Origin of the sequence: Hyphomicrobium sp. MC8b, from assembly GCF_905067615.1 — a bacterium.
Taxonomy (GTDB): domain Bacteria; phylum Pseudomonadota; class Alphaproteobacteria; order Rhizobiales; family Hyphomicrobiaceae; genus Hyphomicrobium_B.
Genome location: NZ_LR898465.1, coordinates 420073 through 441348, shown reverse-complemented (window position 1 = coordinate 441348; position 21276 = coordinate 420073). Strand labels below are relative to the sequence as shown.

Here is a 21276-nt window from a genome sequence, read left to right as displayed (position 1 = left end):
TCCCGCGCCCGGCTTTTGTCAGCCGGCAGCACGGAGCCGGGATTTTTATTGCGCGAAAGGCCAAGCCGATGGCGAATGACGAGAAGTTTCCGAACAACAATCCAGCTTGGCGGCCCGAAACGGCGCTCGTGCATGCGGGCATCACCCGCTCGCACTGGGGCGAGACGTCGGAAGGCCTGTTTCTGACCCAAGGCTTCGTCTACGACAGCGCCGAGCAGGCCGAAGCCCGCTTCAAGCAGGAAGATCCAGGCTACCAGTACACCCGCTTCGGCAATCCGACGATTTCGATGTTCGAAGATCGCCTGAAGATCTTCGAAGGCGCTGAGGAATGCCGCGCCACTGCGACCGGCATGGCCGCCGTTACCGCCGCGATTCTGTCCTACGTCAAAACCGGCGATCACATCGTCGCCGCCCGTGCGCTGTTCGGCTCCTGCCGCTACATCGTCGAGACGCTCTGTCCGCGTTTCGGCATCGAGGCGACGCTGATCGACGGCAAGGACCTCGACGCGTGGAAGGCAGCCATTCGCCCGAATACCAAGATGTTCTTCTTCGAGACGCCGTCGAACCCGACGCTCGAACTCGTCGATATCGCCGGCGTTTGCAAAATCGCCCGCGACAACGGCATCTTCACCATCGTGGACAACGTTTTTGCGACCCCGATGCTGCAACGGCCGCTGGCGCTCGGCGCCGATATCGTCGTCTACTCCACGACGAAGCACATCGACGGCCAGGGCCGCTGCCTCGGCGGCGCCGTGCTCGGCAAGACCGACTTTGTCGGCAAGTATGTCCAGGAATGGCTGCGCCAGACCGGCCCGTCAATGAGCCCGTTCAACGCCTGGGTCATGCTGAAAGGCCTTGAAACACTGCCGATCCGCGTGAAAGCCCAATGCGAAACGGCAGCCAAGATCGCCGACGTGCTGACTGGCCTCAAAGGCGTGACGCGTGTGATTTACCCTGGCCGCGCCGACCATCCGCAGGCGGCGCTTGCAGCCAAGCAGATGCCGGGCGGCGGCCAGATGGTCGCCTTCGAGGTCGAAGGCGGTAAAGCCGGTGCATTCCGGTGCCTTAACGCGCTCCGCATCATCCGCATTTCCAACAATCTCGGCGACGCCAAGAGCCTCGTTACGCATCCGGCCACAACGACGCATTTCCGCCTGACGCCCGACCAGCGCTCGGAACTCGGCATTAGTGATGGTATGATCCGTCTTTCGATCGGGCTTGAAGCCGCTGAAGATTTGGCGGACGATCTCGCCAACGCGATGAAGACGATGACGGGGTGACGGGAGCCATGAGTAAAAGTACGCCGACAACGCCGACAAAACGGCAGGCCGCTGACGACTTTCACGCCTACGAATCGACGACGCGCGGCATCCGCATCCGCGTCGAGCCGAAGTACATGGAAGAGCAGTCCTCTCCCGAGGACAGCCATTTCGTCTGGTCCTACGCCGTCGAAATCTCCAATGACGGCAACGAGACCGTGCAGCTTCGCTCGCGCATGTGGCGGATCACCGACGCGCACGGCCGCACCGAGGAAGTGCGCGGCGCCGGCGTCGTCGGCCAGACGCCCGTCATCGAGCCAGGCAAGGCATTTCACTACACGTCGGGTTGCCCGCTCAAGACGCCGCAAGGCATCATGGTCGGCAGCTATCAGATGACAGACGAGGCTGGCCAGCTTTTCGAAGTGGCCATTCCGGCATTCTCGCTCGATAGCCCCTATACCCGACGCAGCATGAACTGACCGGCCATCAGCCGATGAGAGCAGCAAAAGGCAAAAGCTTCACACCCGTCGAATTGCTCGCGCGCCTCGTGGCCTTCGATACGACGAGTTCGAAGAACAATCTCGGGCTGATCGCTTTCGTCGAAGATTATCTAGCAGGCCACGGCGTCGCCTCGCGTCGCATCGTCAGCGACGACGGACAGAAATCATCGCTCTACGCGACCATAGGACCGGACTACGAGGGCGGCGTTGCACTGTCGGGCCACACCGACGTCGTGCCGGTCGATGGCCAGACCTGGACCAGCGATCCGTTCACGCTGCGATCCGAAGGCGGCAAGCTCTACGGCCGCGGCTCCGCCGATATGAAGGGCTTTATAGCTTCCGCACTTGCCGCCGTTCCGAGCTACAAGGCGCGCAAGCTCAAAAAGCCGATCCACTTGGCATTTTCTTACGATGAAGAAATCGGTTGCATCGGCGTCCGCCCGATGATCGCCGAACTCGGCAAGGATCTTCCCAAGCCTCGCATGGTCATCGTCGGCGAACCGACGAGCATGCAGGTCGTCGATGCGCACAAAGGGCCGGTGCGCTGGCAGGTCGACGTCAAAGGCCGCGCTGCGCATTCGAGCATGGCGCATCTCGGCGTCAATGCCGTCACCTACGCCACGCGCCTCATCGGCGAACTCGAGCGCATGGAGCAAGAGCTGAAGCAGCGCGTGATCGACATCCGCTTTGAGCCGCCTTATTCGACGCTTCAAGTCACCAAGATCGACGGCGGCACCGCAACGAATATCGTGCCGGTCGGTTGCACGTTCGTTTTCGATATTCGCGCACTGCCGGGCCTCGACCCGGACGAGATCGAAACGCGCCTGCGCCGTTTCGCGGAAAAGCGCTGTCTTCCCGAAATGCACGAAATCGCACCGGAAGCCGACATCCGTATTGAACGCGTCAATGCCGTTCCCCCGTTCGGCGCCGAGCGAAAATCCGAGGTCGTCGCGCTCGCGTTGAAGCTCACCGGACAAAACGAAACCTACGGCGTCTCCTACGGCACCGAGGCCGGTCTCTTTCAGGAGGCAGGCGCTCCCGCCGTCGTCTGCGGCCCGGGCGACATCGCGCAGGCCCACACCGCCGACGAGTGGATTGCCGAAAGCCAGATTGCGAAATGCATGGATTTTCTCGACCGCCTCGGCGACTGGGCCGAGACGTGATCGCCCTCAAACCGTGCTTTTTCGCTCCAATTGAGGCATAAACCGAAAAGTACAAGCGTCTTCAAAGACTTACGATCCGCCAAGATGTGTGGCACACATGCGACAGCTCATGCGACAAGTTGAGCGAACACACGACTTTTTTCCGCTAGCGCCGTGCTTCCGACCCACTGTTCGGCGTACCAATCAGCCAAGCCGCCGAGCATCGCAATTTAAGAGACGCGCCCATGTCGAAACGCATCTACCTGCTCACCGCATCCGCGTGCGCGATTTCAGCGGCGATCGCCCTGGGCGGCTGTTCCACGGCCTCGCTCCCGAGTGTCGGCTCGATCAACCCGTTCGGCAGCGGCAACACGATTTCCGAAGTCGACCGCGCTTATCTTCAGGCGGCCGGAAGCTGGGACCAGAATCACGATAGCGTTGTCACCTGTGACGAGTGGAAGTCCTACGCCGAGGATCTGTTCAACGGCGCCGACGCCAACCACGACGATTTTCTCGACGTCACCGAATGGCAGAACCTGACGAACGTCGACAAGATGTTCGTGACGGCCGACCTCAAATACTTCGACGCCAACGGCGACGGCAAAGTTTCGCGCCAGGAATTCGTTGACAAGCCGAACCCGGCTTTCGTCCTGATGGACAAGTCTGGAACATGTAAGCTCGACGCCAACCAGATCGCCAGCGCCCGTTCGAAGACCGAGTACGACCTGTCTGGAACGAAGCCGCAAAACAGCGACCCGCGTGAACAGGGCGGCCAAGTCGGTCAGGCGGCGAACGGCGCTCTTCCGGGACAATAACGCCAGCGCGGATTGCGGCGGGGCAACGAGCTAGCCCCCGCTCTCCCGCAGCTCATCCGGCGAAAAGACGTAACGCCTCGTGCAGAATTCGCACGTGACGACGATCTTGCCGTTGTCATCCAGCATGTCCGACAGCTCGGCCGCACCGAACGCCGAGAGCACGTTCTCGACCTTGTCCCGGCTGCACCGGCAGAACGCCGAAAGCGGAATAACCCGCTCGACCGCCACGGCTTCTTCGTGGAACAGCCGCAACAACAGTCGCTCGACAGAAAGCCCAGGGTCGAGCAGCTCATGATCTTCAACCGTCGCCGCCAGCATTTCGACGCGCTTCCAGTCGTCGTCGCTCAGGCCCTCGCTCTCGTCCGATGCGCCGAGGCTCTGCACCATCAATCCGCCTGCCCGCCGATGCCAGCGCGACTGAGGATGTGCCTCCTGTCGCGATCCGACGTACTGCTCTGCGACAGCCGAGCGAATGAAAGTCGGCAGATTTTCGCGCTGCTGAAAGTAGGCCGCGACCGTACCCGACAGCGGCGCGTGCTCGAACGCCAGCACGCCCTGATAGCGCTCTTCGCCTGGCCCGGAATCGAGCGTGATCGCCAGATGTCCATCGCCGAACGCCGCCGCGATATCGGATCGCGTCGCACCTTGCGTGAAGGCCTTAAGTTTCTCGGCATCGTACCGCGCATAGCCGCGCAGCTTTCCGCTCGCTGCGTAATCCGCAACGAGAATGGACACCGCCCCGTCTGAGCGCATCATCAAATTGAGATTGCCGCCTTGCGGCAGCACAGATCCGCACAGTGCCGCAAGCGCCAGCGCTTCCGACAGCGCTCGTCCCGGCAGATCGGGCATCGCGTGCGGCGTGACGATCGCATCTAATGAGGCGCCGAGCCGAACGAGACGCCCGCGAATATTCGAATTCTGCGTGCGAAACGCGACGACGACATCATCTGCCGGAATGGAAGGCGGCGCTGGCGGTGCATCAACCGGCATCGGCAGAACCCTCCATCAGGCGCCGAAGCACCACGCCAGAATGGCCTTCTGAGCATGCAGACGGTTTTCGGCTTCGTCGAAAATCACCGACTGCGGACCCTCAAGCACCGCTTCCGAAACCTCATGGCCCCGATAGGCGGGCAGGCAATGCATGAAGATCGCGTTCTTCGCTGCCTTGCTCATCAGCTTTTCATCGACCGCGTAGGGCGCCAGCATCTTCTTGCGCTTCGCCGCATCCGACTGACCCATCGAAACCCAGGTATCGGTCACGACGCAATCGACGCCTTTCACAGCACGCTCCGGGTCCGTCCCGATCTCGACGTCACCCTTCTCGCGTGTGACCCACTCGACGGCTTCATCTTCCGGGAACAGCGCCTTCGGACACGCCAGCCGCAGCTTGAAGCCGAAGCGGACCGCCGCATGCATCCACGACACTGCAACGTTGTTGCCGTCGCCGACCCAGGCGACTGTCTTGCCCTTGATCGGCCCCAGGTGCTCCTCGAACGTCTGGATATCGGCCATCACCTGACACGGATGGCTCTTTTCCGTCAGACCATTGATGACCGGGATCGTCGCATATTTCGCAAGCTCCGCCAGCGTCGCGTGCGCGTTGGCGCGGATCATGATGCCGTCGACATACCGCGACAACACCCGCGCCGTGTCGGCGACCGACTCCCCGCGCCCAAGCTGCAAATCGGTGTGATTGAGAACCAGTCCGCCACCGCCGAGCTGACGCATAGCGACATCGAACGAAACGCGGGTCCGCGTCGATGGCTTCTCGAAGATCATCGCCAGCACGAGATCCTCGATGCCCTTCGGCCGCAGCTCCTTCGGAACGCGCTTGCCCGCTTTCTTCATCGCGTGCGCTGCGTCGATGATCTTACGCAGCGTCTTGCCGTCGAGATCTGAGATATCGAGGAAGTGCCGAGGAGACTGTTTGGAGGTCATGAATTCGGGAGCTTTCTCCAGCTCTTCTACCAAGCCGGACATCAGGACGTTTCACCAGCCACGCGGCCGAGCGCGCGGGAAAGAGCGAGCAACCCATCGGAAATATCCTGATCGGTCGCGATGAGAGGCGGCAGCACGCGCACGCAGTTGTCGCCCGCGCCGACGAGCAGCAGTTTTTCAGCGTTGGCGGCTTTCACCACTTGCGGCGGCGTGACGTGCGACTTGAGCTTCAGCCCCATGAGCAGACCGGCGCCACGCACCTCTTCGATAAGATCGGCGTGCTGATCCTTGAGCCCTTCAAGACCCTGTTTCAGCCGCAGCGTCTTATCACGCACGGCTTCGAGGAAAGCGGGTTCGGAGACAATGTCGATGACGGTCGAGGCGACCGCCATGCCGAGCGGATTGCCGCCGAAGGTCGAACCGTGTGTGCCGGGCGTCATGCCCTTTGCTGCTTCCGCCGTCGCCAGCACCGCGCCGACCGGAAAGCCACCGCCGAAGCCTTTGGCAACCGCCATCACGTCCGGCGTAATGCCTGCCCATTCGTGTGCGAAGAGCTTGCCAGTACGGCCCATGCCGGTCTGGACTTCGTCCAGCACGAGCAGCAGACCATGCTTGTCGCAAAGCTCGCGAACGGCTTTCAAAAATTCCGGCGTCGCCGTGCGAACTCCGCCCTCACCCTGGATCGGCTCCAGCATGATCGCGGCGGTTTCCGGCCCGATTACCGCTTCGACAGCCGCGATATCGCCGAGATCGACATGGTCGAAGCCCTCGACCATCGGCCCGAAACCTTCGAGATATTTTTCATTGCCCGCGGCAGCCAGCGTCGCCAGCGTCCGCCCATGGAAGGCGCCGCGGAACGCAATGATCCGCTGCCGTTCGGGCTGGCCGGAAACATAATGATAGCGGCGCGCCACCTTGATCGCGCCTTCGCACGCTTCCGCCCCGGAATTGCAGAAGAAAACCGTGTCGGCGAACGTCAGCCGCGTCAGCTTCTCGGCAACCGTCTCCTGGCCTTCGACGCGATAAAGGTTCGACGTATGCCAGAGCTTTTCCGCCTGGGCTTTCAGCGCCGCGACGAGTTGCGGATGCGCATGCCCCAGCGCGTTGACGGCGACGCCGGAGCCGAAATCGAGATAGCGCTCACCGGTGTCGGATGTCAGCCAACAGCCTTCGCCGCGAACGAAGATCACGTCCTGGCGAGCATATGTGCCCATTACAGCGGACGATGGGCCGCTGGAAACAGCTGTGTCTGAAGCGCTACGGGGAGCTTTCCCCAACGCAGCAGAGGAACTTCCCATGGCGCGTGGATAACCCTGAGCAGAAAATCAAAAAGCCGCCAAATTCGGCGGCTCGATCACAACCCCTGATACCTCCTGATGGCTTCGCTGTCAATAAAAGCTCTATCGCGCCGCCCGCGATCCCGAACCCAAAGTTCAACGCCAGATGCCTATGGTTGAATCGCCCCCCGCCATGCACGGAAATCTGACATATCCCCTGCTGCGAATCGTCTGTGGCCTCCTCGCAACTTTTCCCTGTCAATACCCCTAATGTGAAAGCTCCGGCTTGTAGGCGGGATTCAGCATGTTGTAATCTCACCTAGTCAGGCCACGAGATATGGCGGCGCCAGTCGCTAAATCATCGGTTGTGTATCGGCTCTGACCGCGCTTTGGGCAATCTGCCAGTTGGCGGCCGCCCGCGTCTCTCGCGCGTTTCTGTTCTGCGTCTTCTCAAGTTTTTGCGTTTGTAACCGGTTTGGGACCGTCGTCCTTCGCCGCGCGTCGCGTTCGTTTGCGCACGCTTGGCATGGGCTCGATTTCGGCCGGGGTAACCGCGGGCACCGGGGGGTGTTCCGCCGCTGATGCGGCTCGAGAGGGAGCAATCGACGCTATGTGGACTGATGAGCGCGTGGACCTTTTAAAAAGACTCTGGTCTGAAGGACTGAGCGCCAGCCAGATCGCCGGACGCCTCGGCAGCGTAACGCGCAACGCTGTCATCGGCAAAGTCCATCGCCTGGGCCTTTCCGGCCGCGCCACCACCTCGCGGATGAAATCACACCGCCCGCGCACGCGCTTGGCGAACGTGAAACGGCCCGTCAACAAACCGCGCTTCGCACAAGTCGGCAATCCGGCCGTGCGCGCCCTCTATGTAGACGCCGAAACTTACGTGGCGCCTGCGGAGGAGATCGAGATTCCGGTCGCCGAGCGTAAAACCATTCAGACGCTGAGCGAATGCAGCTGCCGCTGGCCGATCGGCGATCCTCAATCTGCCGATTTCCATTTCTGCGGCAAGCCGAAGGTGCCCGCGCTGCCCTATTGCGAGGTGCATGCTCGCCGCGCGTTCCAGCCGGTCGCTCCGCGTCGCCGCGAACGCACCGAGATCGAAGCGCCTGTTGCGGTCAGCCTTCCGGCGCCTGCCATCGCTGGTACCGATCCAAAACAGAGATCCTGACGGGATTGCCCGCCGGCCGGCTGGGGGGCAGGCTTGGCGGAAGAAGCGGAAAGCCAGCAGTCGCGGGGGTGGCTGCTGGCTTTCCCATTTTAGAAAGCGATTGACCATCGCAAGTCCCACGCGACACCGCCTTGAAGCGGCATGCTAGGCTCGCCATCGTTATGTGCCGGAGATGGTAAATGGCGAAGAACAAGCACAAAGACAAAAAACGCGAAAGACTAGAAGACGAGCCGTTGCCCGACGAGGCCGCCACCGCGATCTCCGTGCATAACGGCGGCATCGACGAGCCGTTGGAGCACGCGTCGCCTTTGCCGAAAGGCTTCTCGCTGTCCGATCCGAAGCTTCCAAAGGAAATCGAAGACGCCGCCATGCGTTCGGGCGGCTATCCCTATGACAAGCGCATGAAGCGCGAGGACTACGAAGAGCGGCTTCTTGCGCTCCAGATCGAGCTGATGAAGCTGCAAAGGTACAATCTCAAGGTCGGCAATCGCATTCTGTGCCTCTACGAAGGCCGCGACGGCTCCGGCAAAGGCTCGTGCATCAAAGCATTCAACGAGCACATGAACCCGCGCAACACGCGCACCGTCGCTCTGCCCAAGCCCACCGAAACCGAACGCGGACAACTCTACTTCCAACGCTATGCCGTGCATCTGCCGACGGCGGGCGAAGTCGTGCTGTTCGACCGCTCCTGGTACAATCGCGCCGGCGTCGAACGCGTGATGGGCTTCTGCACCGAAGACCAACTCGCCGTTTTCCTCCGCGAGGCGCCCGAATTCGAAGGCCTGCTCGTCCGCGACGGCATCAAGCTCTTCAAGTTTTATCTCACCATCGGCCGCGAAATGCAGATCGAGCGCTTCCACGACCGCGCGCAAGATCCATTGAAACAGTGGAAGCTGTCGCCGGTCGATATGGCCTCGCTCAACCGCTACGACGATTATACTCGCGCCGAGGTCGAGATGTTCCGCTTCACGCACACCGCGATTGCACCCTGGGTCGTCGTTCGCGCCAACGACCAGCGCCGCGCCCGCCTCGAAACCATCCGTCATGTGCTGCTGGCCATCGACTACGAAGACCGCGATCTCGACGCCATCGGCAAGCACGACCCGCAGATCATCGGCTCCGGCCCGGAGTTCTTCCACCCGCAAGTCGAGAAGGCATCAGATTGAAGTGTATTTGTGATCCTCGGCTTTACGCCGTGGACGATAGCTGTGCGCCTAGCGCACCAGCAGGATCGGCGCGCGCGCGACGACGGACACACGCGACAGCTCGCGTCCGTCCGCAATGGCCGCTCCCCCGAACACGGCGATGACGAGGCTCGGCCGCAGCCGCGCAACGACTTCCGTCAGCGCTTCGGGCACGCCGAACGTCGGCCCGACCTCTTCGAACACGACCGGCACATGGAATTCGAGCGCGATCAGCCGCGACTGCGCTTCGATCTCGGCATAAGACTCGGCCGTATCGGCGCCGATGACGACATGCACCGGCCCGCGCGGACCCGACAGCCGCTCGGCCGCCCGCAGCATCGACGTCAAACGTTCGGCATCTTCGACGATCACGACCACGCGCGGCTGTTTCGTTCGCTGCGGTCCGCAGAGCAGAAAGCCGGTCGCACCGCTGACGTTCGCAAGCAAAGTCCCGATGACGTTATCGCTGCCCGACACCGGCATCCGCCCCAGCGCAACGATATTCCAAGGGCCGCGTTCAACACACATTTCGGAAATCCGGTCGACGGCATCGCCGCTGGCCAAAGCATGCCGCACCCGAACGCCGTGCGCCGCGCCGACATTGTCGACCGCCCGGCGGCACCGCGTCACCAGAAGCTCGAAGCGGTGATCATGCTCGGAGAAATCGCGTCGACCTGAGGCACCGGAAGGCGCGATAACGCGGATCGGCACATCCTCGGTCAAGCCGCTGCTGGCATCCGCAATGACGACTGTCTCGATCTCGGCACCATAAGCTGCCGCGAGGCGCACCGGAGCCTCAAGCCGCGACGCCGGATATTCGGCTTCCGGATCGAGCCAGAGCACGACCCGCCCGCTCAGTTCCGATGCTTCGGCGACGTGGGCGATCACGGCGTATCGCCATCGGCGCGGCGGGCGAGCGCTGCGTTGAGATCGGCAACGCGAATTTGCGACGCCGAGTGATCTGCGGCAATGGCATCCGCCTCTTGCAGCAGATGCAGAAGCTGAATGCCGGCAAGCGACACACGCCCGCCGCCGCGGCGAACGGCATCCTTATAGATGAGCGGGGCAACACCGGCGTTAATCGGGCGAAGACCGTGATCGACCGCCAACCGCGCCGCGCCTTTCGCAAAATCGTCTTCGCTGAGCTCCGACATCGGCACCGTGTCTGCGAGCTTTGCGACGTGCGGAAAATATCGCGCAATACCGGGCTCAATGGCTTCGAGCTTCGACCACGACTGCGCATCCGAGACCAGCACGACGGTCGCAGCAAACGGCATCGGATCAATCTTTACGCCGACGCCCGGCGCACTGAGCGGAGAAATTTGCTTGCTGCGGATTGTGGCGCTGAGAGCCAGCCAAGCCGCCGGATCGGCAGCAAGCCGCCACGCCTCGACGATGACGATCCCCGACCCGGCACGCATCAAGTGGCCGGGAAGAAGAACGGGAAACCCCAGCGCATCGCGGCTGACTTCGCCGAGCAGATCGGTTGCTGACGCCTGCCGCGCAATGACGACTTTACTCGGCACCGTCGGATCTGCGAGTTGCACGTCCTCGGAATCGAGAAAAATGACCGGCGAGAAAGTCTCGGTTCCTGCATGGCGTGTGGCCGCCGAAAGAAACGCCTCTTCGATGGCATCGAGCGCCGCGCCGATGGAAAGCCCGTCGGCATAAGCGCGCCGAACGGCAGCCAATCCCGGACGCAATGTCCTCAGCGCCGCTTGACGAATGAGTACATCATGCTTCTCGCTGGCTTCGAATTCGGCGTCCGGCAACGTCGCGACAATCGACTGCAACTCATCTTCGAGCACCGTGATCTTCGCTTCGACGTTGCGTTTCAAAGCTTCCGGAAGCGCCCGAAAAACATCCGAGCGCACGACGCGCCCTTCATGCATCGGCGCCAGCACGTAACCGTCGAGAGATTTCACAACCGCAATATTCTGCGCTTCAGCGCGGCGACGAATGGATTCGACCGCGCGCTCGCTGCGATAGCGCATGTCTTCTTCGAGGAGATCGAGACTGATGCGGTGCTCTTCGCTTTTTAGATAACGTCCAAACGCCGCGCACGCTTTGTCCAGCGTAATTCTCGTATCACGCCGGAACCGCGCGCCTTCGCCCGGCGGCAACTCGAATCCTTTAGCTCGCGACGGCGCGTTGGGATCCACCACGAAGATCCAGTCGGCGGCAGGCGCACGGTCCACTTCGGTGCCGAGCGCTTCCGCGAGTTCCAATCGGCCGGTGCCCGGCTCACCCAGAATGAGAAGATGTTCGCCGCGACCGGCACCGAGCGCCGCGCGAATTTTGCCGATGGCTCGCTTCTGTCCGAAGAAATGCGTCTGCTCGACCGGCTTGATCTGCGCCAGATCGCGCGCGGGCATCTCAGAGACGGAGCGCTGTTCCTTTGCCGCGCCACGCTCGCCGGTGGGCGCAACATCCGCGAGGCGATCAGCAAGCCGACTGGTCACGAGCGTCACCACATTGGTTGATGCTTCGGCCTCGATAGCATCAACTGTGTCCACCGCGGCCTCCGCCGCGGGCTGCTCCGCTGCTGCCGGCTTGACGGTAGTGATCGGTGGCGGCGTTTCCGCTTCGATTGTAACCGGCGCCTCGGCCTTCTTCTCCGATCTGTTGCGCCAGAAGACCATTCGCACGCTCTCCCCCCTGGGACCCTAGCCCCTCGAACGACGTTTTGGACGACCAAGAGGCCGCCCCCGCTGCCAGCTTGTCTGCAACAGTCGCACGGTCATAATGGCGGGACCATGACCGACGGTTCCTCTTCCTCAACGAATCCTTTTCAGCCTGTCCCGAATACGGACAGCGCGGCTACCGAGGTCGTGCGCAACTACGAGCGGGCACGCGCAATCCTGCGCGGGACGCAGCGTCTGCTGCGCACACTCAACTTCGAAAGTTTGCACGAGATCACACTCGGCAACGGCCGTCGCGCCGACGTTCTCGCTATCGGACGCAACGGCGAGATTTGGATCGTAGAGATCAAGTCGAGCATTGCCGACTTCCGCGCCGATCAGAAATGGCCGGAGTACCGTGAGTACTGCGATGCGCTGCTCTTTGCGGTGGCGCCCGATTTTCCATCGGAGATCCTGCCGCCCGATACTGGGCTTATTCTCGCCGACGCCTATGCTGGAGATTTGGTACGTCCGCCGCCATCGCATCCGCTTACGGCCGCGCGGCGGAAGGCGTTAACGATAGCGATCGCGCGCACGGCGTCGATGCGTCTGCTGGCGCAGATCGACCCCGGCCTCGCGATCGAATAAGTCGTGTGAGGTAGCAGTTGCGAAAGCAGCGCGCTTACTTCGGCGCGCGCTTCGCCAAAATCCGCTGCAGCGTGCGGCGATGCATGTTGAGCCGGCGTGCCGTCTCCGAGACATTGCGATTGCAAAGCTCATAGACGCGCTGAATGTGTTCCCAGCGCACGCGATCAGCCGACATCGGGTTTTCCGGCGGCGGCGCTTTCGCGTCCGTCGGTGCCAGAAGTGCATCCGTCACGTCGTCAGCATCGGCAGGCTTCGCGAGATAGTCGACAGCGCCGAGTTTCACAGCCGAAACGGCCGTCGCGATGTTGCCGTAACCCGTCAGCACGATAGCGCGCGAGTCGGGACGAGCCTTCGCCAGTTCGGCAATGACGTCGAGGCCTGAACCATCCTCAAGGCGCATATCGACAACGGCGAAAGCCGGAGCCTTCTCGCGGATCAGATCGACGCCTTCCGCAACCGAGTGGCCAAAGCGGACTTCGAAGCCGCGAAGCTCCATTGCGCGCGCCAGACGTTGCAAGAAGGACCGGTCGTCATCGACGATGACCAACGAACGGTCGGCCGGCAATTCATCCTGCTTAAAAGACAGGTCTTCGGTAACCAAGGGAGCCTCCCGCATCACGGTTTATCCGTTAGCTTTTTTCATGACAGGCCATATTTCTTATGCGGCCTAAAGGGCTAACGTCCCTTAAGCAAGCAAAAAGCAACCCGAAAGGTTACTTCGCGGGCAATAAAAGATAGGGCTTTAGCGGCAAATTGCCAGTCTAGGCCGCATTTAGAGGCATACCACGCCGTCCCGGCCAATTGAAGGCCCCCGGCGGCAGCTCGAACGCCGTTCTTGGCCACGAAATCTGGATGTTAGCCCCCCGGCGGGGAGGCGACAGGTTCGAAAACGTCACCGTTGCCCCCGACCGCTCCAGCAACGTCTTGGCGATGAAAAGCCCAAGCCCGAGGCCTGAATGGCCGTGCTCGCCTTTATCCTCATAACGTCGAGAAGTGACGTAGGGCTCGCCGATCGAGTCCATCATTTCCGGCGCGAAGCCCGGACCGTCGTCGGTGATCGTGAAGTAAACGTGCGAGCCGTTCCAGCGCGCCGACAGTTGCACCTCCGACTGCGCAAAGCTCACGGCGTTCTCAATCAGGTTGCCGAGGCCGTAGATCACACCCGGTCGCCGGTGCGCGACAGGTTCGATCCGCACTTCGTCATCGAGTCCGGGCAGCGGATTGGCCGAGATGATGATGCGCTTGCCCGCGGACCGATGCGCCGCCGAAGCTTCTTCGAGAAGCTCGACAACGGTCAGGCTCGCATGCATCGGATCCTGCTCGTCGGGCTTGCGCGTCAGCTTCTGCAGAATTTCACGGCACCGCCGCGCCTGGCTGTGCAAGAGCTGAAGATCTTCGCGATATGGGCTGTCCTTGCCGAGCTCATATTCAAGCTCCTTCGAAACCAGAACGATCGTCGACAGCGGCGTACCCAGCTCGTGGGCCGCCGCAGCCGCCAGACCATCGAGCGCGTGCAGGCGCTGTTCGCTCGCGAGAACCATGTCAGTTGCGGCAAGCGCCACCGACATCTGCCGCGATTCCTTGTTCAATCGCCATGTGAAAAAGGCCATGAAGCCCATCGTCGAGATCAGCGCGATCAACGCACCGACCTTGTAATCTCGTGGCAGATCGAACCGCATGCCCTGGTACCACGGCAACGGATAGTGATGGCTGATGAGCAGCGTTCCGGCGGCGATCACCATCGCGCCGAGAAAAAGCGTGTAACGTGGCGGCAGCGTCGCCGATGCGACCGTGATCGGCGCAACCAACAAAACCGCGAAGGGATTCTGGATCCCGCCCGTCAGATACAAAAGCGCTGCGAGCTGCAACACATCGTAAACGAGCAGCGCAAAGGCGAAATGTGTCGTCAAACGATGGCGCGCCGGATAGCGAATGGACAGGAACACGTTGAGCCATGCCGACGCCGCAATCAGCACGAGACAACTGCCGATATTCAAAGGAAAACCGTAAAGCAGTGTCACGGCGGATATCGCGCCGAGCTGCCCCAGCACCGCCACCCATCTCAGGCGAACGCTAGTGACGAGCCGCAATTGACTCTCGCGCTCGTTGACGATGCCTTTCAGAAGCTGCCCCGCAGGAGGGCCATCCATTGACGTGCTCATAAACGCAATGATCCAATGTTGAATGTCGTGACTTCACGTCGCACGGTCGTCACGTATGCGCTCGCGCTATGAACGCAACTGCAGAATATTTAGCATTGCTAGAAGCGCGGTTGTAGCCCATGTCAGGGTTACCCCACTCGCCCGGATGGGGCTTGGCCCATCGTGAAACCATAAAGGTCCCGCGAAAAGTACCCGACCCGCGATGAGAGCGATGCCTGCCGCATGCAGCACTATCTTGTCGCCGCCGTTGAGTTCATAGAGAGCCATGAGCAGCGCACAGAGGGGAATGTTTTCGACGGTGTTGCCGTGTATGCGGACCATGCGCTTCAACACGTTCTGTGCACCGTCACCGAGCATCACGCCATATCGGAAACGATGCACCGTAACGTTGATCCCCATTGCAACGATAATGAGAGCCAGGATGCCGAAGTAGAGGGCTGTAATCGCAACGGGCATGTCGAGACCTTTGCTTGCGGGTTCCGAGCGAAGGGCCGCTCCATCGATGCGGCGACTTCGGCGCCCGACAACATTTCTAGCCAATGCGAGTTGGAGACATCAAGATTATGAATCGCACGACGATAGCTCTCGCCTTTGCCGGCTTGCTGACCGGCACGGCGCTCGGATTTATTGCACTCAGAAGTCCGAGTTCGACGATAGAAGGTCAGTCGACCGTCTCCGGGCGCCCCTCCGTCGGCGGACCGTTCAGCTTGATCGACAACACCGGCAAGCGCGTAACCGACAAGGACTACCTCGGCCGCTACATGCTGGTGTTCTTCGGTTACACAAACTGCCCGGACATCTGCCCCGCAGGCCTGCAAGTGATGTCCGCCGCACTCGACAAGCTCGGCAAGCGCGCCGACGACATCGTGCCGATCTTCATCACACTGGACCCTGCTCAGGATACGCCCGAGAAGATGGCGACATACGTTAAGGCGTTCAGTCCGCGTCTTGTTGGTCTCACCGGGACAGAAAGCGAAATCGCAGCGACTGCGAAGGCTTATCGCGTCTATTACCAGAAAGTCGCCGATGAAAAGGATCCCAAGAGCTACACCATCGATCACTCCGCGATCTTTTATTTGATGGGGAAAGATGGAAAACTGCTCGCGCCGATCCCGCATACGAACGATGTCGATCAGCTCGTTGCTTCGTTGGACAGGGCACTTCCGCAGTGAGCAAGCGGCGATTCGTTCCTGAGACCCGCGGGCCACACTTTCACATGCTGGAACATCCCTGTGACATTGCATCTGGAGCGACGACGAGAACCTTGATAGGTCATCATCGTGCTGTATTGATCGACCATTCGCGATCGGCACTTCGTTGCATCACTTGGATGCGCGTCGGCTTTAGGGGGCAGAGCGCATGAGGATCATGAACGGACGGCGCGCCATCGACTTGAGTTCCAAAACACGATCCGTCCGCCTCGAAGACATCGGTGCGCAGTTGGAAGTGCGTCGTCATCCCGGCGCCCGGCGTCTTACGCTCCGCGTAAGTCGCACGCGCCGCGCCGTGATCGTCACGCTGCCACTGCAATGCGATCTCGACGAAGCGGGCACCTTCCTCAATCGTCACATCGATTGGGTTCGCGCCCGCCTCGACAGCTTGCCGAACCATGTGCCGTTCGAACACGCCGCCGCCATGCCGCTGCGCGGCGTTCCGCACACGATTACCTTCTCAGGCCAGAAGCGCTCACGCGTCATCGCCATCGACAAGCGCGGCACACATCCATCGATCGTCGTTCCTGGCGACGAAGACTTGGCGCCCAACCGTTTGACGCGCTGGCTTTTCGAGGAAGCCAAACGCGATCTCGCAGCGAGCGTCGAAAAACACACGCGTCCGCTATCGCTCCAGGCCAAGCGCATTGCGATCCGCGATCAAACGAGCCGCTGGGGTTCCTGCTCGACGACTGGCGCGTTGTCTTTCTCGTGGCGCCTGATCCTCGCGCCCCCGTTCGTGCTCGATTACGTTGCCGCGCACGAGGTGGCCCATCTCATCGAGATGAATCACGGCCCGCGCTTCTGGGCGCTCGTCAAAAAGATCTGTCCGGATTTTGAAAGCGCCAAGCAATGGTTGCAGGTGCTCGGTCCCGATCTTCACCGCTATGGCCCTGCCCACTGTCGCGGACACTGACAGCGCATCCCGGCGTCACCACCAATTGCTGAATGGAAAGGCGCCGCTTTGCGGCGTCGACGAGTCCGGCGCTGCGACTTGCGCAGCGTGGCTGCTGCCATTCGCCGGCGATGACGCCAGAGCTTTCTCGATGAAGTCTTCGCCGATGCTGTTGGCCGGATGCGCTGCATTCGGCGCGGCGAGCGACACCGAAGTCGCCGAATAGGGCTGCTGTACCAGGGCGCCCGGACGACGCTGCCATGGCAGAATTTCCGGCGCTTCGACCACACGCGGCAGCCGGTTCGCAAGTCCGCCCCATGTCGCCGCCTCGACCTGGGGGTTCGCGACAACGGTTCCCGGCAACAACAGCGGCGGCAAGCCTTCGTCGGCAACCCGCATCACCTGCCGCCAAATCTCGGCAGGCAGACTGCCGCCCGTCGCGCGGTTCATCGACTTGCCGTTATCATTGCCAACCCAGACGCCTGCGGCAAACTGGGCCGTGTATCCCATGAACCAGGCATCGCGGAAATCCTGCGTCGTGCCGGTCTTGCCCGCCGCAGGCCGATCGGGAAGCGCGGCGCGCCGTCCGGTGCCGTAATCGACGGCCGCATTCAGGATGTCGTTCAGCGCGCCGATCCGGTCCGCCTCTGGGATGCGCGCGTTCTGCGGCGGCTCGTATTCGTAGAGCACACGGCCGCGGCTCGTCGTGATCCGCGTGATGACGTGCGGCGTGACCGCGTATCCGCCATTCGAGAACGCCGCGTAAGCACCTGCCATTTCAAGCAGCGTCACTTCCGACGTCCCGAGCGCGAGCGACGGTCCGTCATGCAGCTCCGATTTGATGCCGAGCCGCTGCGCCAGATCGACGGCCGTGCCGCGCCCGATCGCCTGATTGAGGCGCACCGCAACGGTGTTGATCGACTGCGCAATCGCGCGTCGGATCGGAACCGGCCCTGCGTACTTCCCGTCGTCGTTCTTCGGCGACCACCCGCCGATCGTGATCGGCGCATCATTGACGATCGTGTCCGGCGACATGCCCTTATTTAACGCAGCGAGATAGATGAACGGCTTGAACGCCGACCCCGGCTGTCGCTTGCCCCTGATGACGCGATTGAACTGGCTGCCGGCATAATCGCGGCCACCGACCATCACACGCACGCCGCCGCTGCCGTCGAGCAGCGTCATCGCCGCTTGGCTCGCGCCGTAGGCCTCGCCCTTCCGTGCCAGCGTATCCGCAACGATCTCTTGCGCGCGCCGCTGAAGCTTTTTATCGACGGTCGTCTCGACGATCAGATCAGCCTGCTCGTCCTCGCTGACCGCTGCTGGCAACTGATCGAGAACCCAATCGACGACATAGCCGGCGTCTGCCGCCGTCTGCTCGATCTTCTGTTCGTTGAACACCAGCGTCTGCGCCAGCGCCTGCGTCTCCTGCGCTTCAGAGATGAAGCCGGCATCAAACATCTTGGTAATGACAACGCGCGCCCGCGCGCGGGCAGCGCCAGGGCTCGCCGACGGCGAATATTTCGAAGGCGCCTTCAGCAGCCCGGCAATCATCGCCGCTTCCGGGATCGTCAGTTCGCTCGCAGGCTTATTGAAATAGCGTTCGCTTGCCGCCTCCACGCCATATGCGCCGCTGCCAAAATAGACTTGGTTTAGGTAGAGTTCCAAAATCTCCGGCTTCGTCAAACGAACCTCGAGCCACAGCGCCAGGCCAAGCTCGGCGATCTTGCGTGACAGCGTTCGGTCTTGCGTCAGAAACAAATTCTTCGCGAGCTGCTGCGTCAGCGTCGAACCGCCTTGCGCGAACCGCCCGGCGCGCAGGTTCGCAAACATCGCCCGCAGCATGCCAGCCGGATCGACGCCGTAATGATCGAAAAAGCGCCGGTCTTCTGTTGCAACGACTGCCGCAGGCAACGCTTTGGCCATTTTTTCGAGCGAGATGTATTCATGCGGCGCACCACGCACGGCGAGCACCGTTCCGTCGCGCGCCAGGATCCGGATGAGCGGTGCATGGCCGGAGGCGCGCAGCGCCAGCGGGTCCGGAAAAACAACGGTGTAATAGACCATCATAAACGCGAAGGTCAGCATCAACAGACCGGTGCCCAGAACCGCACCGCCGATTGCGACGCGATATTTCAGCGTCAGCCGAGGTGCGCGTTTCTGTTTCGGTCGCGAAGCCGCTTGCACAGCCTGAACAGGCTTGTCGGCCCCGCCCGCACCGAACGCCCGCGTCGCAACGGACTGAAAAGACGCCGGAAGCGTCGGCTCGGGAGCCGCAGCTGGCTTGCGCCGCGGTCCGAACAGAATCCTGCGGACCAGCCACAACACAAAACCCAGAGCTGCTGCGATGGCACGCAACACCGTCAATTCCTTTGAAGGCGGAGCCCCCTCCTGCACTGCGTCGGTGGCCCCAGTCCGACGCAGATCGTCTGTGAAACTGTTACAGAGGGTTGGCTAAAGCCGCGTTAAGTTCGCATTGCGAGCTCTCAGTGCCGAAACATCCGAACGCGGACGGCCAAGTTGTAGGCACGCAAAATTTCCGCATACGGACGAGCGAGCGAAATGCCCAGTGGCGCGTGGCGTTCCGGGCCGTCATACTCTTACGAACTGTTAAGGAGAGGTGATGTCGGCTGCGGGAAATCTGGCGAACTACAAAGATGCGCTTCTGGTTTTGGGCACGGCTGGTGTCGTCGTGCCGCTATTGCATCGCTATGGCGTCAGCACCGTTCTCGCTTTCCTCCTCTCAGGCGCGTTCCTCAGTCCCGGCGGCCTCGGCGCGCTGACACCCTACATCCCGCATCTCGATTGGCTGACGATCACCGACCCCGAACGACTCGCGAAATTTGCCGAGTGGGGCGTCGTCTTTCTGCTCTTCATCATCGGCCTTGAGCTGTCGTTTGAACGCCTTTCAACGATGCGTCGCCTGGTCTTCGGCCTCGGCGCATCACAAGTCGTTGTTTCGGCGGCCCTAATCGGCCTGGTCGCCTATCTGTTGGGTCAGCCGCCGGTCATCGCCCTCGTCATCGGCGCCGCGCTCTGCCTGTCGTCGACCGCGATCGTCATCGAAATGCTCGCGAACCAGAAGCGGCTCGCAACCTCCGTCGGCCGAACGAGCTTCTCGATCCTGTTGTTCCAAGACCTCGCTGTCGTTCCGATCCTGATCTTGATCAGCATATTGGAGCCCGGCAACAAAGGCTCGCTTCTCGCCGGCATCCTGATGGCCGTCGTGCAAGCTGCTGCAGCGCTCGTCGCGATCGTCGGCGTCGGCCGCTACGTTCTTCAGCCGCTATTCCGCGTCGTCGCGCAGACGCACAACGAAGACCTGTTCATCGCCACCACGCTCTTCGTTGCCGTCAGCACCGCATTCGTCACCGCCGCGGCAGGTTTGTCTCTTGCACTCGGCGCATTCGTCGCCGGCTTGCTGTTAGCCGAAACCGAATATCGCCGCGCCGTGCAGACGACAGTCGAACCGATCAAATCGCTACTGCTCGGCGTCTTCTTCTTTTCGGTCGGCTCGCAACTCGATCTGAAAGCCATGGTTGCTGCGCCCGGAGCTATTTTTGCAGCGACTGTAGGACTACTCACCCTACAAGCCGTGATCATCTACGGCCTCTCGCGCCTCTTTGGCGTTGCCCGCGGCGCAGCCCTCGAAACAGCGGCACTGCTGGCACCCGGCGGCGAATTCGCGTTCGTCATCCTGACGCTCGCGTTGGAATCGCACCTCGTCACCCGCGAATTGACGAGCATCCTGCTAACGTCCGTGTCGCTGACGATGGCGCTGATCCCGGCTTGCGCCAAGCTCGGCCGCTGGCTGGCGAAACGCAACGCCCCCCCTGCTGCCGTCGATCCAGCCCTCACCGTGACGCCCGCCGGCGAAGGTAACATCAAAGCGCTCGTCGTCGGCTACGGCCGCGTCGGTCAACTGATCGGCGACCTGCTGGCCGAGCACAAAATTCGCTATATCGCCGTCGACCGCGCGCCGAGCCTCGTCGCCAACGCCCGGCGCGAAGGTAAACCGGTCTATTTCGGCGACGTCCGCAACGTCGAATTTCTTGAACATTGCGGTCTCGACACCGCGAAGGCCGCGATTATCACCATCCACACGCAGCCGGAGATCGACGCCATCGTGAAGGCGCTGCGGACGCGCCACCCGAACCTGCTCATCGTCTCGCGCGCCAAGGACGCAAACCACGCTCGCCACCTCTACGAGATTGGCGTCAACGACGCCGTGCCCGAGACAATCGAAGCAAGTCTTCAGCTATCGGAATCGGCGCTCGTCGGCCTCGGCATTCCGACCGGACTCGTCATCGCATCGATCCACGAAAAACGCGACGAGTTCCGCGCCGAACTCCAAGGCGCCGCCAAGAAAGCAGGCACCGAAACTCACGCCCTTCCCGGCCGCAAAAGGGTCTAGCCGCATGTCATCCTCGGCCTTGTCACGAGGATCCATCAG

The 21276-nt window shown here is 61.7% G+C and carries 19 protein-coding genes; 10 read left to right on the top strand and 9 right to left on the bottom strand.

All coding sequences use genetic code 11. The features are described 5' to 3' along the window. Positions 1 to 68 precede the first annotated feature (68 nt). The 4 genes from metZ (at position 69) to ACLB1Z_RS02150 (ending at position 3716) form a co-directional block, all read left to right on the top strand. Positions 69 to 1280 (top strand): O-succinylhomoserine sulfhydrylase, encoded by a 1212-nt coding sequence (metZ, locus tag ACLB1Z_RS02165; protein WP_409561836.1) that lies wholly within the window; start codon positions 69 to 71, stop codon positions 1278 to 1280. A gap of 8 nt (positions 1281 to 1288) precedes the next feature. Further along, the gene (apaG, locus tag ACLB1Z_RS02160; protein ID WP_024275115.1) at positions 1289 to 1738 is read left to right on the top strand and encodes a Co2+/Mg2+ efflux protein ApaG; all 450 of its coding nucleotides are present in this window, start codon (positions 1289 to 1291) and stop codon (positions 1736 to 1738) included. 14 nt (positions 1739 to 1752) lie between these two features. Further along, positions 1753 to 2922 (top strand): acetylornithine deacetylase, encoded by a 1170-nt coding sequence (argE, locus tag ACLB1Z_RS02155; protein WP_409561835.1) that lies wholly within the window; start codon positions 1753 to 1755, stop codon positions 2920 to 2922. A 224-nt stretch (positions 2923 to 3146) separates the two neighbouring features. Next, positions 3147 to 3716 carry a histidine kinase gene (locus ACLB1Z_RS02150; RefSeq protein ID WP_409561834.1) on the top strand — a complete coding sequence of 190 codons (570 nt, stop codon included), beginning with the start codon at positions 3147 to 3149 and terminating at the stop codon, positions 3714 to 3716. A 30-nt stretch (positions 3717 to 3746) separates the two neighbouring features. Here the strand turns inward: ACLB1Z_RS02150 and ACLB1Z_RS02145 are convergent, their stop codons facing one another. Genes ACLB1Z_RS02145 through ACLB1Z_RS02135 form a run of 3 tightly spaced genes read right to left on the bottom strand, consistent with a single transcriptional unit; the run spans position 3747 to position 6868 of the window. Beyond that, positions 3747 to 4706: an Hsp33 family molecular chaperone HslO gene (locus ACLB1Z_RS02145; protein ID WP_409561833.1), complete on the bottom strand. Its 960-nt coding sequence runs from the start codon at positions 4704 to 4706 to the stop codon at positions 3747 to 3749. Between the two features lie 15 nt (positions 4707 to 4721). Next, entirely contained in the window at positions 4722 to 5696 is a 975-nt protein-coding gene (gene argF / locus ACLB1Z_RS02140; RefSeq protein WP_409561832.1) for an ornithine carbamoyltransferase, read from the bottom strand. Next, entirely contained in the window at positions 5696 to 6868 is a 1173-nt protein-coding gene (locus tag ACLB1Z_RS02135; RefSeq protein ID WP_409561831.1) for an aspartate aminotransferase family protein, read from the bottom strand. The genes argF and ACLB1Z_RS02135 overlap by 1 nt, the downstream gene beginning before the upstream one ends. A gap of 673 nt (positions 6869 to 7541) precedes the next feature. Here ACLB1Z_RS02135 and ACLB1Z_RS02130 point away from each other — a divergent pair. Both ACLB1Z_RS02130 and ppk2 read left to right on the top strand, forming a co-directional pair. After that, positions 7542 to 8102, top strand: a complete 561-nt coding sequence (locus tag ACLB1Z_RS02130; RefSeq protein WP_409561830.1) for a GcrA family cell cycle regulator — start codon at positions 7542 to 7544, stop codon at positions 8100 to 8102. Positions 8103 to 8281: 179 nt separating this feature from the next. Beyond that, positions 8282 to 9268 carry a polyphosphate kinase 2 gene (gene ppk2, locus ACLB1Z_RS02125; protein ID WP_409561829.1) on the top strand — a complete coding sequence of 329 codons (987 nt, stop codon included), beginning with the start codon at positions 8282 to 8284 and terminating at the stop codon, positions 9266 to 9268. A gap of 48 nt (positions 9269 to 9316) precedes the next feature. Here the strand turns inward: ppk2 and ACLB1Z_RS02120 are convergent, their stop codons facing one another. Together ACLB1Z_RS02120 and ACLB1Z_RS02115 are read right to left on the bottom strand one after the other, a co-directional pair. Further along, complete coding sequence (locus ACLB1Z_RS02120) at positions 9317 to 10174, bottom strand: hypothetical protein (protein ID WP_409561828.1); 858 nt, start codon at positions 10172 to 10174, stop codon at positions 9317 to 9319. Then, complete coding sequence (locus ACLB1Z_RS02115; RefSeq protein ID WP_409561827.1) at positions 10171 to 11928, bottom strand: AAA family ATPase; 1758 nt, start codon at positions 11926 to 11928, stop codon at positions 10171 to 10173. The genes ACLB1Z_RS02120 and ACLB1Z_RS02115 overlap by 4 nt, the downstream gene beginning before the upstream one ends. A 114-nt stretch (positions 11929 to 12042) precedes the next feature. Between ACLB1Z_RS02115 and ACLB1Z_RS02110 the strand changes: the two genes are divergently transcribed. Then, positions 12043 to 12555 carry an MmcB family DNA repair protein gene (locus ACLB1Z_RS02110; protein ID WP_409561826.1) on the top strand — a complete coding sequence of 171 codons (513 nt, stop codon included), beginning with the start codon at positions 12043 to 12045 and terminating at the stop codon, positions 12553 to 12555. 34 nt (positions 12556 to 12589) lie between these two features. Here the strand turns inward: ACLB1Z_RS02110 and ACLB1Z_RS02105 are convergent, their stop codons facing one another. The 3 genes from ACLB1Z_RS02105 to ACLB1Z_RS02095 all read right to left on the bottom strand — a co-directional run bounded on the left by ACLB1Z_RS02105 (position 12590) and on the right by ACLB1Z_RS02095 (position 15173). Further along, positions 12590 to 13171, bottom strand: coding sequence for an ActR/PrrA/RegA family redox response regulator transcription factor (locus tag ACLB1Z_RS02105; RefSeq protein WP_013945670.1), 582 nt, complete (start codon positions 13169 to 13171; stop codon positions 12590 to 12592). Positions 13172 to 13316: 145 nt separating this feature from the next. Further along, complete coding sequence (locus tag ACLB1Z_RS02100) at positions 13317 to 14705, bottom strand: ActS/PrrB/RegB family redox-sensitive histidine kinase (RefSeq protein ID WP_409561825.1); 1389 nt, start codon at positions 14703 to 14705, stop codon at positions 13317 to 13319. 78 nt (positions 14706 to 14783) lie between these two features. Further along, positions 14784 to 15173, bottom strand: a complete 390-nt coding sequence (locus ACLB1Z_RS02095; RefSeq protein ID WP_409561824.1) for an MAPEG family protein — start codon at positions 15171 to 15173, stop codon at positions 14784 to 14786. A gap of 107 nt (positions 15174 to 15280) precedes the next feature. Here ACLB1Z_RS02095 and ACLB1Z_RS02090 point away from each other — a divergent pair, with 107 nt between their 5' ends. After that, the gene (locus ACLB1Z_RS02090; RefSeq protein WP_013945667.1) at positions 15281 to 15889 is read left to right on the top strand and encodes an SCO family protein; all 609 of its coding nucleotides are present in this window, start codon (positions 15281 to 15283) and stop codon (positions 15887 to 15889) included. A gap of 187 nt (positions 15890 to 16076) precedes the next feature. After that, positions 16077 to 16844 carry a M48 family metallopeptidase gene (locus ACLB1Z_RS02085; protein WP_409561823.1) on the top strand — a complete coding sequence of 256 codons (768 nt, stop codon included), beginning with the start codon at positions 16077 to 16079 and terminating at the stop codon, positions 16842 to 16844. A 15-nt stretch (positions 16845 to 16859) separates the two neighbouring features. On the opposite strand, the gene ACLB1Z_RS02080 is transcribed toward ACLB1Z_RS02085, so the two are convergent. Further along, on the bottom strand, positions 16860 to 19184 hold the full coding sequence (locus tag ACLB1Z_RS02080) for a transglycosylase domain-containing protein (RefSeq protein ID WP_409561822.1): 2325 nt from the start codon (positions 19182 to 19184) through the stop codon (positions 16860 to 16862). 262 nt (positions 19185 to 19446) lie between these two features. On the opposite strand from ACLB1Z_RS02080, the gene ACLB1Z_RS02075 reads away from it, so the two are divergent. Next, positions 19447 to 21237, top strand: a complete 1791-nt coding sequence (locus ACLB1Z_RS02075; RefSeq protein ID WP_409561821.1) for a cation:proton antiporter — start codon at positions 19447 to 19449, stop codon at positions 21235 to 21237. The last annotated feature ends 39 nt before the right edge of the window (positions 21238 to 21276 follow it).

Bases quoted from the DNA above. Each gene is read 5' to 3' on its own strand.
- metZ (WP_409561836.1), top strand. From the start codon at position 69: ATGGCGAATGACGAGAAGTTTCCGAACAACAATCCAGCTTGGCGGCCC.
- apaG (WP_024275115.1), top strand. From the start codon at position 1,289: ATGAGTAAAAGTACGCCGACAACGCCGACAAAACGGCAGGCCGCTGAC.
- argE (WP_409561835.1), top strand. From the start codon at position 1,753: ATGAGAGCAGCAAAAGGCAAAAGCTTCACACCCGTCGAATTGCTCGCG.
- ACLB1Z_RS02150 (WP_409561834.1), top strand. From the start codon at position 3,147: ATGTCGAAACGCATCTACCTGCTCACCGCATCCGCGTGCGCGATTTCA.
- ACLB1Z_RS02145 (WP_409561833.1), bottom strand. From the start codon at position 4,706: ATGCCGGTTGATGCACCGCCAGCGCCGCCTTCCATTCCGGCAGATGAT.
- argF (WP_409561832.1), bottom strand. From the start codon at position 5,696: ATGTCCGGCTTGGTAGAAGAGCTGGAGAAAGCTCCCGAATTCATGACC.
- ACLB1Z_RS02135 (WP_409561831.1), bottom strand. From the start codon at position 6,868: ATGGGCACATATGCTCGCCAGGACGTGATCTTCGTTCGCGGCGAAGGC.
- ACLB1Z_RS02130 (WP_409561830.1), top strand. From the start codon at position 7,542: ATGTGGACTGATGAGCGCGTGGACCTTTTAAAAAGACTCTGGTCTGAA.
- ppk2 (WP_409561829.1), top strand. From the start codon at position 8,282: ATGGCGAAGAACAAGCACAAAGACAAAAAACGCGAAAGACTAGAAGAC.
- ACLB1Z_RS02115 (WP_409561827.1), bottom strand. From the start codon at position 11,928: ATGGTCTTCTGGCGCAACAGATCGGAGAAGAAGGCCGAGGCGCCGGTT.
- ACLB1Z_RS02110 (WP_409561826.1), top strand. From the start codon at position 12,043: ATGACCGACGGTTCCTCTTCCTCAACGAATCCTTTTCAGCCTGTCCCG.
- ACLB1Z_RS02105 (WP_013945670.1), bottom strand. From the start codon at position 13,171: ATGCGGGAGGCTCCCTTGGTTACCGAAGACCTGTCTTTTAAGCAGGAT.
- ACLB1Z_RS02100 (WP_409561825.1), bottom strand. From the start codon at position 14,705: ATGGATGGCCCTCCTGCGGGGCAGCTTCTGAAAGGCATCGTCAACGAG.
- ACLB1Z_RS02095 (WP_409561824.1), bottom strand. From the start codon at position 15,173: ATGCCCGTTGCGATTACAGCCCTCTACTTCGGCATCCTGGCTCTCATT.
- ACLB1Z_RS02090 (WP_013945667.1), top strand. From the start codon at position 15,281: ATGAATCGCACGACGATAGCTCTCGCCTTTGCCGGCTTGCTGACCGGC.
- ACLB1Z_RS02085 (WP_409561823.1), top strand. From the start codon at position 16,077: ATGAGGATCATGAACGGACGGCGCGCCATCGACTTGAGTTCCAAAACA.
- ACLB1Z_RS02075 (WP_409561821.1), top strand. From the start codon at position 19,447: ATGTCGGCTGCGGGAAATCTGGCGAACTACAAAGATGCGCTTCTGGTT.